The organism is Microbulbifer mangrovi, from assembly GCF_002009015.1.
GTDB lineage: Bacteria > Pseudomonadota > Gammaproteobacteria > Pseudomonadales > Cellvibrionaceae > Microbulbifer > Microbulbifer mangrovi.
Genome location: NZ_LZDE01000329.1, coordinates 34,939 through 48,340 on the forward strand (window position 1 = coordinate 34,939; position 13,402 = coordinate 48,340).

Below are 13,402 nucleotides of genomic sequence, written 5' to 3' on the forward strand. Positions count from 1 at the left end.
CGCCGCTACCAGCTGAGCTCTGCCGGCGCACATGGAGCCGGATTGGTCTCAGTGCGTTGTATCTCGCCGTCCGCCATGCTCAGGATACGGTCTGCCATCCTTGCAATGGCCGCATTGTGGGTGATTACCATGGTCGTGGTGCCCAGTTCGCGGTTTACCCGGGCAATGGCCTCCAATACCACTATGCCGGTTTTACTATCCAGCGCGCCGGTCGGCTCATCACACAAGAGTACCCGCGGCTGCTTGGCAATCGCGCGGGCGATGGCAACACGCTGCTGCTCGCCGCCAGAGAGCTGCGCGGGAAAGTGATCCATGCGCTTGCCCAGACCGACAAGCTCCAGTGCCTGTTCCGGTGTCATCGGGTTTCGTGCAATCTCGGTTACCAGCGCCACATTTTCCCGTGCCGTGAGGCTCGGTATCAGGTTGTAAAACTGAAACACGAAACCGACAAACTCTCGACGAAACTGCGTCAGGTGCCGATCATCGAATGCAGTTAGCTCATCGTGGTCGAAAAAGACCCGGCCGGATGTGGGGGAGTCCAGGCCGCCAAGAATATTGAGCAGGGTGGATTTTCCGCTACCGGACGGACCAAGTAGTACAACCATTTCCCCTCGTGGCACTGAGAGGCTCACCCCGCGCAGTGCATGTACGGTTGATTCCCCGCTGCCGTATGTTTTTGTCAGACCTTCGGCGCGGATCGCCGGCAGATTCTCTGGTTCCATGTTATGCAGCGCGTTTCAGACGCTCCCGTTCAGTTGTCCGTTTCTATCAAGCTGGTTATTCACTGTTGATTGGCGGCCCGTCATTCTCGAGCCGCTCCCGATGCTTCACCATGACCGATCGCAGCTTCTATTCTAGAAGAAACAAATGACTTGAAATCATCCACGATGCTCGACCTGGAACGGAGCGCCAATAAAACGATTCCCATCGGAACCATTGCCGAAGTACACGGACCGGTGGTGGTTATCCGTTGTGATACTCTGCCGCCATTACGACAGGCACTGCGCGCATCAATTGACCATGAAAGCTACCTGTTCGAAGTGCATCAGCATGTGGATCAGCACCACGTACGCGCAATTACCCTGCACCGTACGGCCGGATTAAGTCGCGGCCTGCCGGTTTTCGATACCGGCGCACCATTGCATGTGCCGGCTACACCGGATTGCCTGGGGCGCCTGCTGAATATCTTCGGCGAGCCTCTGGACGGGGGCGATCCGCTCAGCCCCCGGGAATTCCGCAATATCCATACTGATCCGGCGCCGCTCTGGGATGTAGTGGGTACCGGCGAAACCCTACAGACCGGAATCAAGGTCATCGATCTGCTGTGTCCGTTTGTGCGTGGCGGCAAAACCGGCCTTTTCGGTGGCGCCGGTGTCGGTAAAACGGTACTCGTGATGGAGTTTATGCACGCGGTGGCGTCATTGCATCGTGGCGTATCGGTATTTGCCGGTGTGGGAGAGCGCATTCGCGAAGGCCACGAACTGTGGCACGAAATGCGCAAAGCGGGGGTGATGGAACAGACGCTGATGTGCTTCGGGCAGATGGATGAATCCCCCGGGGTACGCTTTCGTATCGGCCTGTCCGCACTGGCCTATGCAGAATACCTGCGCGACACAATGCAGAAGGAAGTGCTGTTCGTGATGGACAATATCTTTCGCTTTGTACAGGCAGGCAGCGAGATATCCAGCCTGCTCGGTCGTATGCCCGCCACCGTAGGCTACCAGCCCACACTGATCAGTGAAGTAGCAGAGCTGCAGGAGCGGATTCTCTCCACCCGCGAAGGCGCTGTCACCGCAGTCCAGGCGGTATACGTCCCCGCTGACGATATGACCGACCCCGCAGTGAGCGCCATTTTCAGCCATCTGGATTCGTCGGTGGTGTTATCCCGGGCTCAGGCAGGCAAGGGGATCTACCCGGCGGTGGAGCCGTTACTATCCAGCAGCCGGATGATGGATCGCCATACCCTCGGCGATCGACACTACGCGGTGGCGGAGGCGGTGCGCGAGCATCTGGCCCGCTACCGCGAACTGGAAGACATTATTGCCATGCTGGGGATCGAAGAGCTTTCCTCCCGGGATCGTCTAATCGTTCAGCGCGCACGAAAACTACAGCGGTACCTGACCCAACCCTTCCAGGTGATCACCTCGCAGACCGGTATTTCCGGTGTATCTGTGCCACTGGAAACTACGCTTGACGATTGCGAGGGGTTTCTTCGTGGGGACTACGACGAGCTATCGGAAGAGGCGTGCTATATGCGCGGTGGGATGGGAGAAAAAGCGCGGTGAATACGTTCACCCTGGAGTTGCTCGCCGCCACCGAACAAGAGCGGATAGAAGGCGTGGTTTCCTTTGTCGGTGAGGATGCCTCCGGCAGTTTCGGCCTTATGGCAGGGCATGAACGGTCAATGACGGTTCTGCTTTTTGGTCTGGCGCGTTTTCGCCGTACAGACAACGACTGGCGGTATCTGGCGATTCCCGGGGGGCTGCTCTATTTTGTCGATAACCACCTGCAAATATGTACCCGGCACTATCTGATCGATAGTGATTACGAGCGCATCTCCCTGACCCTGCAACAGCAGCTCGTCGCCGAAGAGCGTGAGCTGCACAAGATCAAGGAGGGGCTGCGTCGCATGGAGGAATCGATACTGCGGCGATTGTGGGAACTGGGACGATCGGGTGGGGAATAAACCATGCACTCTGGAATGCTATGGCTGACAACCGAAGGAATAGAGACGAAGAGCTGCGGCAACAGGTGACACGGCAGGCCAAAAGAATGAAGCAGGCCGAGCACGACCGCCGCACATTGCTGGCTCAGACGATATATATCGGCACTCTGGGGCTGGTATTCGTATTGCCGGTGGTAGCGGGGGCCTACCTGGGCCGGTGGATCGATGAGCTCGCTGCTGGTTACTCCACCCGCTGGACACTCAGCCTGATTTTTCTCGGTGTGGTGGTAGGCGGTGTCAATGTTTACCTGCTGATCAGGGAGTGAGGATAAATCCGGTGAATAGCGGAGAACTGTCTCCGGAGGTCGTGTTTCATATTGGTTGGCTGCAGTTCACCGGTACGGCGCTGACCACACTGGGTATTGTCGCTGCACTCGGGCTTCTGGCTTGGTTGCTGAGTAAGCGTTTGCGGGATCAACCCGGCGCGCTGCAAACGGCCGCGGAAGCCGTATTTATTGCAATGGAAGACGCGGTGCGCGCCGTGGCCCCGGACCATGTAAAGCTGCTGATGCCATTTGTGGGCACTTTATGGATTTTTCTGGTGGTGGCCAATCTCACCGGCTTGATACCCGGCCTGCATTCTCCCACACGGGATCTCTCTGCCACCGCGGCGCTGGCGATACTGGTATTTCTGTCGGTGCACTGGTTCGGTATCCGCGATCAGGGCCTGCGCAGCTACCTGCGTCACTACGTTTCGCCGAATCCTATACTGCTACCGTTCCATGTACTCAGTGAGATAACCCGTACTGTTGCACTGGCGGTACGCTTGTTTGGCAACATGATGAGCCTGGAAATGGCCGCGCTACTGGTTCTGCTAGTGGCAGGCTTTCTTGCTCCAATTCCGATACTGATGCTCCACATCATTGAGGCCCTGGTGCAGGCATACATTTTCGGCATGCTCGCGCTGATCTATGTGGCCGGTGGCCTGCAACTGCAGCAGCTCAAACAGGCATCCCAAGGGAAAAAATAGAATAGGAGAAAAGCGTGAGTGATATGACCTGGTTTTCAGGGCTTTCCACTGTGGCTGCCGTGATCGGTATTGCCATCGGCGTACTCGGCCCGGCTTTTGCCATGGGGCGCGCCATTAGCAGCGCGCTGGAGGCCATGGCGCGACAACCGGAAGCGGAAAAATCCATTATGCGCACACTGTTTATTGGCCTGGCGATGATCGAGTCCCTGGCCATCTATGTGCTGGTCATCATTCTCATCGTACTGTTCCGCAACCCGTTGCTGGAATATATCGCAAAGGGGTAGGGGTAGCCCCATGGAGCTCAACTGGACGACTTTCCTTCTCGAGATCCTCAATTTCCTGGTATTGCTGTGGCTGCTAAAGCGATTTTTCTATAAACCGCTGCAGAATGCCATTGCGCGTCGCCAGTCGGCGATACAGCAGCAGCTAGACGATGCCCGGAAGATGAAGAAAGAAGCGCAGCGGTTGCAGCAATCGTACGAAAATGATCTTGCTGCCCTGGAGCAGGGGCGAGAAGAGGCGCACGCCAAATTACAGCGTGAACTCAATATGGAACGGGAGAAACAGGAAAAACATCTGACTGAGTTATTGCAGCAAAAGCGCCAGAAAGCCCATGTAATTGAGCAGCGCCAGCTGAGGGAGTCACATCGGCAGCAGGAAAAGCAGGCACTGGAGCAGGGGAGCCGATTTGCCGCGAGCCTGTTGCAAGCCGGTGCGGGACCGGAGCTTGAGTCCCGCCTGCTGGAATTTTTACTCGATGCACTGCACAAGCTACCAGCGGAACAGCGCGTATCACTGCAGCAATCTCTTGCAGGACAACACGGTCCCGTGGAAGTGTCGAGCGCTTTTCCACTGTCTGCCGGGCAGCGCCAGCGTATTGAGAGCGGTTTGAACGAATTGTCAGGGCACGAAGTGCAAAGTCACTTTCGGCAGGACGAGCAATTGATCGCAGGACTCCGCATTGCCATTGGACCTTGGGTGCTGGGCGCTAATTTACGCGACGAGCTGGAGGCGTTTGCACACCTCGAAGAGGCGGCTCCCAGTGAATGACAGCCTGTTGGCCCATCGGGAAGAATGGCTGAAACGCTACCGCCCGCAGCTGCGTGTTCACCAGCAGGGGCGGGTGGTATCGGTGGGAGACGGCATTGCCTGGGTAGCGGGCTTGCCCACTGCGGCAATGGATGACCTGCTGGATTTTGCCGACGGCAGCCGGGGGCTGGTTTTCGACCTCACCGGTGATCTGGTCGGTGCGATTTTACTCGAAGAAACACCGGAGCTTACCGCCGGGACCACCGCGCGACTGCGGGGCCAACCCCTTGGCATCGCGGTTGGCGACGCATTGCTCGGACGGACAATTGATCCCCTCGGCAATCCACTGGACGGTGGCGGCATTCCTGAATGTAGCGGCTGGCAGCCATTGGAGAAGGGTGCGCCGGGCATTGTCGCACGGGATTTTGTCAGTCAGCCGCTCTATACCGGAAGCAAGGTACTGGATACCCTGATTCCTATCGGCCGCGGGCAGCGACAATTACTGGTGGGTGATGAGGGCCTGGGGCGAAGCTCACTGGCGCTGGACACGGTCATCAACCAGCGCGAGCAGGGTGTGTATTGTGTTTACGTGCTGATCGGCCAAAAGCGCTCTGCGGTCGTCAATACGATCGAGCTTCTCCGGGACTATGGTGCGCTGGATTACACGACGCTGGTTGTCGCCGAGGCGAGTGCATTGCCCGGTCTCCAGCATCTGGCGCCATTTGCCGGTTGCAGCATTGCTGAATACTGGATGCGCAGTGGGTTACACACGCTGGTGGTGTATGACGACCTTTCTACCCATGCGAAGAATTACCGGCAGCTCTCCTTGTTGCTGCGGCGTCCCCCGGGACGCGAGGCCTATCCCGGCGATATCTTTTCGGTGCATGCGGGCCTGCTGGAGCGGGCCACCTGCCTCAATGCCGCCAATGGCGGCGGCAGTATGACCGCACTGCCGATTATCGAAACCCAGCAGGGTGAGATCGCGGCCTATATCCCGACCAACCTGATCTCCATTACCGATGGCCAGGTTTACCTGGACCGCGAGCTGTTCGCCGGTGGCTTCCGCCCGGCGATCGACATCGGCAAATCTGTCTCCCGTATTGGCGGTCGCGCCCAGCATCCGGCGATTAAAAAAGAGGCGGGGCGGATGAAGCTCGACTACCTGCAGTTTCTCGAGCTGGAAATGTTTACCCGCTTTGGTGCCAAACTGGAAGAAAGCATGGAGACGGCAATTCACCGAGGGCGTATCTTGCGCGAGATTTTAAAGCAGGAGCGCCTGGCACCCCTGCCAATCGAGTTCCAGCTTGCGTGGATGGTCGCGTTTAACGATGGCCTGCTGGATGCGCTGGCACCGGATCAGGTGTCTGAAAAGCTGAGAAAAATACAGCAGCGTTTATCGACCTCAGTGTTGAGCCTGGAAGCTGACCGTGATCACTGGCACAGCCATATACAGAACTGGCTTGGCATTCAGTCCGGCGTAAAGGACGAAGTATGAGCAGGCGACGGGAGCTATTGCACCAGTTCAGGAAATTGGGGGAAGCGCGCGAGATCGTTTCGTCGATAAAATCCCTGGCGTTTATGGAAAGTCGTCGCCTGGACAACTTTCTGGACATACAGAGGCAGGTGGTGACGGCCATGGAAGCGGCAGCGGCGGACTTCCTGCAGTTCCATGGACAAACGCTGCAGAGTGCAGAAGTTTCCGGTGAGCCGCTCCGACAGATATTCCTGCTAGTCGGATCAGAGCGCGGCTTTTGCGGCAATTTCAATGAGAGCCTGGTGAGCGCCGTGGACCAGGCTATCAATGAAAAAGAGGATGTCGGAAAGAATATCGCGGTGATCGCCTGTGGCAGAAAGCTTTGCAGCAGGATGGAAGTGCATCCACACCTGATTGCGGATCTCGATGGAGCTGCTGTACTTGATGAAGTGACCGGAACCCTGAACAGGCTGGTGGATACTTTGGGTGATCTTCAGCGTGGAGAGCATACGCTGACACTAACGGTGCTTTATCACGATCCGGAACAGGAAGCTGTGGTTGTCCGTGATCTGCTTCCGCCATTTCAGCAACTTCCGGCAGGCGACGCAGCATCAAACGGTCCACCGAATCTGAATCTTTCTCCCACCCAGTTTCTTATCGCGCTTGTCGATCAGTATCTGTTTGCCACCCTGCAGGAGATACTGTACGTCTCGCTAATGGCGGAAAACCTGCAGCGAATGCAACACCTCGAAGGTGCAGTCCGGTATCTCGATCAGAATCTGGACACTCTCAAACGCCGCGGTAACCAGCTGCGCCAGGAAGAGATTACCGAAGAGATCGAAGTCATACTGCTTAGTGCTACATCTGTAAAGCCACCTGGAGTGGATTGAGTTCCGGTAAATCTAAGCGCGGCTGAGAAAACAAGAGGCAAGGAAGGTCAGTGCTGCGCATCACTCAGAGTAAAGTAAAGCTCTTCTTCCTGGGCAAAGTGCAGGCGCACGATAGCAATCAGGCTCAGCAGCACGCGCCGAAGCTCCTGCACCTGTAGTTCATCCGGTGGTTCATCGGCAAGTTCTTCTGTCAGCTGTTCATACCGGCGAGCGAGGCGGAAGATCTCGCGGTGGGTGTGGCTCATCGCGCCCATGGGATCAAATCCACGCACCATCTTTGCCAGTGCAGGATACAGCTTCTCCTCATCCTCGCGTTCGTGGGGTAGCAGTTCTTCACGGATGACCGAGGCTACGGTATGAATTTCCGCATTGATATCTTTGTGATTTTCTGGCGTGTTGTTGGCGTTGCCGTTAAAAAAGTGGCCTGCGGCTTCTAGGCGATCCAGGACCGGTTGTAACTCACTGTGCTGGCGTTGCAGGTGTGCAACGAGTCCTGTCGGTAGCCTGGCTTCAGGCTCGTTGTCTGGCGGCGGCCGCAGTGCGCGCAGGGCATTGAGAATCACAGCGACGTCGATCGCTTCCTGTACCAGTGCACCGACGACAGGAGGCAAATATCCGAATGCTGCCACAACCATTGCCAACACAGACAATGCCATACCAGCGACCACACTCTGTACCGCAATCTGACGGCCACGACGCGCAATACCCAAGCCATGTGGCAGGCAATCGAGCCGGTCCACCAGCAACACCACATCGGCGGCTTCCGCCGACGCGCCAGTGCCGCGCGCACCCATGGCAATACCCACATCGGCCGCTGCCAAAGCGGGGGCGTCGTTGATACCGTCACCGACCATGCCGGTTTTGCCGCGCCGACACTCAGATTTGACGGCTGCCACCTTGTCGGCAGGTGATCGGTCGGCAAGTACCGCATCAAAACCGAGCGACAGCGCAACTGTTTCTGCGACATCCTCGCGATCGCCGCTGAGCATGACTGTGCGACGAATACCCGCGCGATGCAGTGCCCGGAGCGCCCGCGGCGTGTCGAGGCGAATCTGATCCGCCAGTAACAGCACGCCGGCCATGCGTCCATCGATACCCACGAACGCACCGGACAAGCCGCGTTGGGCCATATGTCGCAAACGGGATTTGGTCCAGCTGTCGCTAGTCCTTCCGTTTAAAACTAGTGCCAGACTTCCCACGGCAACGTGGTGTCCTTCGACCTCTCCGGTAAGTCCTTCGCCAGGCTCCTCCTTGACCTTGTCCGGGATATTAAGGATGAGCTTCCTGCGCCGGGCTTCCGCCACGAGGGACTGTGCCGTGCTGTGCTGGGATACCTGATCCAAGGACGCAGCCAAGCGCAAAACTTCATCGGGAAGGAAGCCCTCTGTGGCTTCGATACCCACCAGCTGTGGCCGTCCGGTGGTAAGGGTGCCAGTTTTGTCAAACAACAGATTCTGAATATCAGCGAGTTGCTCAAGTGCCGTTCCATTTTTGATCAAAATCCCGTGCCTGGCAGCCTGGGATATGGCGGCGATGATGGCCACGGGTGCAGCCAGAATAAGCGGGCAGGGCGTCGCCACCACAAGCACGGCGAGAGCGCGCACCGGATCGCCCGAGATCCACCAGGCGGCGCCAGCCAGGATCAATACTGGCGGGATAAACCAGAGCGCATAGCGATCCGCGAGGCGGGTAAAGGGGGCTTTGCCGGCCTGGGCTTCGGCAACCATACGCACGATGCCGGCGTAGGTACTGTGCTCCGCCGTCTTCAGTGCCTGCAGTTCCAGTGGGCTACCGGCATTGATAACCCCACTGAGTAACTGATCCCCCCGGCAATGGCGGCGCGGTTTTGACTCCCCGGTGACTGCGGACTCGTCAAGATCCGCGGCATCGGATAACAGTAGCCCGTCGACCGGCACCGCTTCGCCCGGTTTTACAATCAGCAGATCCCCTATTTGCACCGCGTCCGCTGGGATTTCTTCGAGCGTGGACGCCTCGTCAGCGAGCGTTCCGGAATCCCCATCGGCTGCGACTCGGCGGTGGGCCACGCGCGGGGTGCGTTCTAGCAACGCCGAAAGCTCCCGCCGCGCACGCCCGGCGGAGTACTCCTCAAGTGCGCGTCCGCTGGCAAACATAAAGGCGATTACCGCGCCCGCAAGATGTTCAGATAGCGCCAGCGCAGCGATCATGGTTAACAATGCCAGCAGGTCCACCCCCGCCTGCCGCTGGGCGATGGCACGTAGCGTATCCACTGTTGCGACGGCCAACATCAGTACCACGGCGGCAATCCATGGCAGTGACGGATCGGCACCGAGCATCCAGGCAACGCCGCCAGCCCCGAGTAACAGGCCGATCACCATCACCAGCACCATATGAAAGTGGCGTGTGAAGATTTCCCATAGCGGTGTGCCACGCGCCGGCGACACTGATTCGGTAGAGGAATGTTGTTCGGTAGAAGAACGTCGAGTCATAGGGGAAAGTATATGATCGGTGGGCTGCTATTTTTGCAAGTAATGGATGCCTTCTGTTGTCTTTTACCCTCCTAGTAAAAAAAGAATGACCAATCCTGATTCCGATCCCAACATCCTGTGGCATAACCTGTCGGCAGCGGAAGTCTCGACGCGCCTGAGTAGCGACGGAGAGGGCTTGAGTGGTGCTGAAGTTTCCCGCCGTCTCGCCCGATATGGTGCCAACACTCTGCCACAACCGCGGCTTACGGGATTCGGGCGCCTGTTCATTCGTCAGTTCATCAGTCCGTTGATTTACGTATTGCTTGCGGCGATGGTGGTATCACTGGTTGCCGGCAAACTTGCTGACGCTTCCTTTATCGGTTTAATCCTGATGCTGAACGCGCTGATTGGCGCCCTTCAGGAAAACCACGCCAATCGCAGCGCACAGGCCCTGCGCGGGTTAATGGTGATTCGTACACGGGTGGTGCGTGGGGGAGAGGTTTTAGAGGTTTCCGCGGAGAATCTGGTGCCCGGAGACCAGGTGTTGTTAAGTTCTGGCGACCGGGTTCCCGCAGATATGCGTCTGCTGGAGGCCGATGGCCTGGAAGTGGACGAATCGGTACTCACCGGAGAGTCTCTTCCGGTATTCAAAAATAGCGAATCGCTCTGCGATCCTCGTTCGCCGATCGCAGAGCGCATCAATCTCTGCTATGCGGGCACGCTCGTTGCCGCTGGCCGTGCCCGTGCCGTGGTGACTGCCACGGGGTTGCGGACAGAAATGGGCAAGTTGAGCCAGACCATGGAAGCGGCGCACTCAGCCACGCCACCACTATTTCAGCGTATCGAGCGTTTCAGTAAAAAACTGACCATTGCACTGCTGGTAGCCGTCGCGCTGTTAGCGGCGATTGAGCTCGCCCGGGACACGGATCCGTTGGTGATATTTATGACGGCTGTGGCCCTCGCGGTATCGGCAATTCCCGAGGGGCTGCCCATGGCCCTGACGCTGGTGCTTTCTGTCGGCACACGGCGCATGGTCAAGCGCCACGTGATTGTACGCAGACTGGTAGCGGTCGAGAGTCTGGGCTCCTGTACCGTGATCGCAACCGACAAGACCGGTACCCTGACCGAGAATCATCTGACAGCGCGCAAAATCGTTTTCTGTGATGACGTCAGTGTTTCCATTGACGGAGGCAAATTGCCATCAGCACAGGAGTTTTCTCCGCACGGTGACGTTCGTGTGGCACGCCTCGCCCTAGTTGCGGCACTGTGTAACGAGGCAGAATTGCGTCCTCTCGAGAATGGCGATTGGCACAGCAGTGGTGATGCCGTGGATCAGGCCCTGCTGGTGATGGCACATAAAGTCGGAATCAAGCGCAAAACGCTCCAGGGGCACTGGCCGCAGCAGGCACAGATACACTACGAACCGGCACTTGGATTTGCTGCAACTCTCCATGCGAATACCCAAAGTCAGCGTACATTGACCTGCGTGAAAGGCGCGTTGGAGAAACTGCTCCCCATGTGCAACCGAATGGCCACTGCGGATGGGGACAGACCACTGGATGCTGGCAGGGCGCTATCTGCAATGGCGCGTCTTGCCGAACAGGGCGCGCGCGTATTGGCATTTGCAGATGGCGAGGGCGGCGCGCCCGAGCACTTTGTGCCGGAAAGCCTCCACCGGCTCTGTTTGCTCGGGTTGGTAGGGATGTTTGATCCATTGCGCCCGGAGGCCGCTGCCGCCGTATCCGAGTGTCGTGCGGCGGGTATTCACGTGTGTATGGTTACCGGCGATCATCCACGGACGGCGCTTTCTATTGCGCAGGAACTGAAACTTGCGGGCGACGAAGACAAGCCGGTGACCGGTATTGATCTGGCCCAGGCGGAGGCGCATGGGCCTTCGGCCCTGGATGCGCTCACCGCAGATACGCGTGTTTACGCGCGGGTTTCGCCCGAACAGAAGCTCACTATCGTCCAGTCGCTACAGCGTCAGGGGCAGTTTGTGGCAGTGACCGGCGACGGTGTCAATGATGCACCGGCCCTCAGCAGTGCACATGTCGGTGTGGCGATGGGGGAGCAGGGCACGGAAGTCGCAAAGGAGTCCGCCGATCTACTGTTGACCGATGATAATTTTGCCTCGGTGGTGGCCGGTGTCGAGGAGGGACGGATTGCCTACCAGAATATCCGCAAAGTGATCTTCTTCCTGATATCCACCGGCGCCGCCGAAGTAGTCTTGTTTGTCCTCAGCACGACTTTCGGAATGCCACTGCCTCTGACCCCAGTACAGCTACTTTGGCTGAACCTCGTTACCAACAGTATCCAGAGTGTGGGGCTTGCCCTGGAGCCGGGTGAGGGCGACGAGATGCGCAGGCCGCCGCGCCCACCGGAGGAATCCCTGTTCAATCCTGTGATGTTGCGCCGAGTACTGGTGTCGGGGGCGGTGATGGGCGGGCTCGCATTCGCCAGTTTTTACTGGCTGTTACAGCACGGTTGGGAAGTGGAAGCGGCGCGCAACAGTGTCCTGTTGCTGATGGTGCTGTTTGAAAATGTACAGGTGTTCAATAGTCGCTCAGAAAATCGATCTATCTTCCGGCAGCCATTTTTTTCCAACCCAATACTGCTACTGGGGACACTGGTGGCGCAGGGTATTCACATTCTCTGCCTGTATTCACCGCTAATGCAGGAGGTGCTAGGCGTATCCCCTGTCAGTGCGGTGCAGTGGGGTGCGCTACTGACCATCGCGCTACTGCAACTGCTGGCGATGGAAATACTGTTGCGTGTTGCCAGGCCCGTAAAGCGATCGATTTGAACGGATAACCGATGTCAGGCCTCAGGTGTGCCGGTATCCTGAACACCGCGGGTCAGTTCTTCCCGTGCAGCTGAGGCAAGATGCTCATAGCGGTGCAGGAAGTCCTGTAGGCTATCTTCATCCAGCTCCTCCAAGTCGAGCAATGCGTTGTGCGCACCTTTGGTCGCGCGGATGAGTTCATCCAGCTTGATCTGAATAGCCTCGGTATCGCGGTTCTGGGTGTTCTGAATCAGGAAAACCATCAGGAAAGTAACCGTGGTAGTGATGGTGTTGATGATCAGTTGCCAGGTATTGCTGAAGCCAAAAACCGGGCCGGATAATGCCCAAAACACGATAATCCCTACCGCACCTGCAAAAATCTTTGGTCGACCGCAGAAGTGGGCGGCGTTTTTGGCAAGTTTCGAATACCAGCTGGATGAACGCATAGGTTAGCCTCCTGCTTTTCGTCACTATCGGCTCGAGATGTTTTCTACGGCGTATTCTGTTGTTCGATCGCTGCCACTCTCTCAATCGTTCGCAGCAGGGCATCCGGACTGAGACTGATGGAATCGATACCCAGTTTTACCAGATATTCGGCAACCTCTGGATAGTTGGATGGCGCCTCGCCACAGATGCCCGCGGGAATTCCGTTGCGTTTCGCGCCTTCGATAGCCTGACGAATCATTTCGTAAACGCCGGGATCCCGCTCATCAAAATCAAACGCGACGATATCCGAGTCGCGGTCAACACCGAGAACCAACTGTGTCAGGTCATTTGAGCCGATAGAAATTCCGTCGAACAGCCGGCTAAACGCATCAATCTGCACGACATTGTTCGGAATCTCACACATCACATAAACCTCGAGGCCATCGGCCCCCTGTTGCAGGCCATGTCCCGCCATCGCTTCCAGAACCTGCTCTCCCTCCGGAATGCGCCGACAGAATGGGATCATTACTTTGATATTGTTGAGACCCATTGTTTCTCTGGCATGCTTGAGGGCCGCGCATTCGAGCGCGAACCCCGCAGCGTAGGCTTCATGGGTATAGCGCGAAGCACCGCGAAAACCGAGCATCGGGTTTTCTTCG

Annotated in this window: 13 protein-coding genes; 9 read left to right on the forward strand and 4 right to left on the reverse strand. The window is 57.5% G+C overall.

Going from position 1 to position 13,402, the window contains the following annotated elements:
* Positions 1-5: 5 nt before the first annotated feature.
* Positions 6-722, reverse strand: coding sequence for an ABC transporter ATP-binding protein (locus B4U49_RS13410; RefSeq protein WP_078085113.1), 717 nt, complete (start codon positions 720-722; stop codon positions 6-8).
* A gap of 150 nt (positions 723-872) precedes the next feature.
* Here B4U49_RS13410 and atpD point away from each other — a divergent pair, with 150 nt between their 5' ends.
* The 8 genes from atpD to B4U49_RS13450 are packed head-to-tail and all read left to right on the forward strand — an operon-like array spanning position 873 to position 7,088.
* Positions 873-2,285 (forward strand): F0F1 ATP synthase subunit beta, encoded by a 1,413-nt coding sequence (gene atpD, locus B4U49_RS13415; RefSeq protein WP_239692625.1) that lies wholly within the window; start codon positions 873-875, stop codon positions 2,283-2,285.
* Positions 2,282-2,686: a F0F1 ATP synthase subunit delta/epsilon gene (locus tag B4U49_RS13420; protein WP_078085115.1), complete on the forward strand. Its 405-nt coding sequence runs from the start codon at positions 2,282-2,284 to the stop codon at positions 2,684-2,686. The genes atpD and B4U49_RS13420 overlap by 4 nt, the downstream gene beginning before the upstream one ends.
* Before the next feature lie 20 nt (positions 2,687-2,706).
* Positions 2,707-2,991, forward strand: a complete 285-nt coding sequence (locus B4U49_RS13425) for an AtpZ/AtpI family protein (protein WP_078085116.1) — start codon at positions 2,707-2,709, stop codon at positions 2,989-2,991.
* Between the two features lie 11 nt (positions 2,992-3,002).
* Entirely contained in the window at positions 3,003-3,695 is a 693-nt protein-coding gene (locus B4U49_RS13430) for a F0F1 ATP synthase subunit A (RefSeq protein WP_078085117.1), read from the forward strand.
* A 23-nt stretch (positions 3,696-3,718) separates the two neighbouring features.
* Positions 3,719-3,979, forward strand: a complete 261-nt coding sequence (gene atpE, locus B4U49_RS13435) for an ATP synthase F0 subunit C (protein WP_239692627.1) — start codon at positions 3,719-3,721, stop codon at positions 3,977-3,979.
* 10 nt (positions 3,980-3,989) lie between these two features.
* Entirely contained in the window at positions 3,990-4,745 is a 756-nt protein-coding gene (locus B4U49_RS13440; protein ID WP_158078624.1) for a F0F1 ATP synthase subunit delta, read from the forward strand.
* The gene (locus tag B4U49_RS13445; RefSeq protein ID WP_204903043.1) at positions 4,738-6,219 is read left to right on the forward strand and encodes a F0F1 ATP synthase subunit alpha; all 1,482 of its coding nucleotides are present in this window, start codon (positions 4,738-4,740) and stop codon (positions 6,217-6,219) included. The genes B4U49_RS13440 and B4U49_RS13445 overlap by 8 nt, the downstream gene beginning before the upstream one ends.
* Positions 6,216-7,088: a F0F1 ATP synthase subunit gamma gene (locus B4U49_RS13450; RefSeq protein WP_078085121.1), complete on the forward strand. Its 873-nt coding sequence runs from the start codon at positions 6,216-6,218 to the stop codon at positions 7,086-7,088. The genes B4U49_RS13445 and B4U49_RS13450 overlap by 4 nt, the downstream gene beginning before the upstream one ends.
* 47 nt (positions 7,089-7,135) lie before the next feature.
* Here the strand turns inward: B4U49_RS13450 and B4U49_RS13455 are convergent, their stop codons facing one another.
* Positions 7,136-9,556 (reverse strand): heavy metal translocating P-type ATPase, encoded by a 2,421-nt coding sequence (locus B4U49_RS13455; RefSeq protein WP_204903044.1) that lies wholly within the window; start codon positions 9,554-9,556, stop codon positions 7,136-7,138.
* 85 nt (positions 9,557-9,641) lie between these two features.
* Between B4U49_RS13455 and B4U49_RS13460 the strand changes: the two genes are divergently transcribed.
* The gene (locus tag B4U49_RS13460; RefSeq protein ID WP_078085123.1) at positions 9,642-12,338 is read left to right on the forward strand and encodes a cation-translocating P-type ATPase; all 2,697 of its coding nucleotides are present in this window, start codon (positions 9,642-9,644) and stop codon (positions 12,336-12,338) included.
* 14 nt (positions 12,339-12,352) lie between these two features.
* On the opposite strand, the gene B4U49_RS13465 is transcribed toward B4U49_RS13460, so the two are convergent.
* Together B4U49_RS13465 and B4U49_RS13470 are read right to left on the reverse strand one after the other, a co-directional pair.
* Complete coding sequence (locus tag B4U49_RS13465) at positions 12,353-12,763, reverse strand: low affinity iron permease family protein (protein WP_078085124.1); 411 nt, start codon at positions 12,761-12,763, stop codon at positions 12,353-12,355.
* Between the two features lie 44 nt (positions 12,764-12,807).
* A partial coding sequence (locus B4U49_RS13470; protein WP_338036832.1) for a putative PEP-binding protein occupies positions 12,808-13,402 on the reverse strand: 595 nt, incomplete at its 5' end.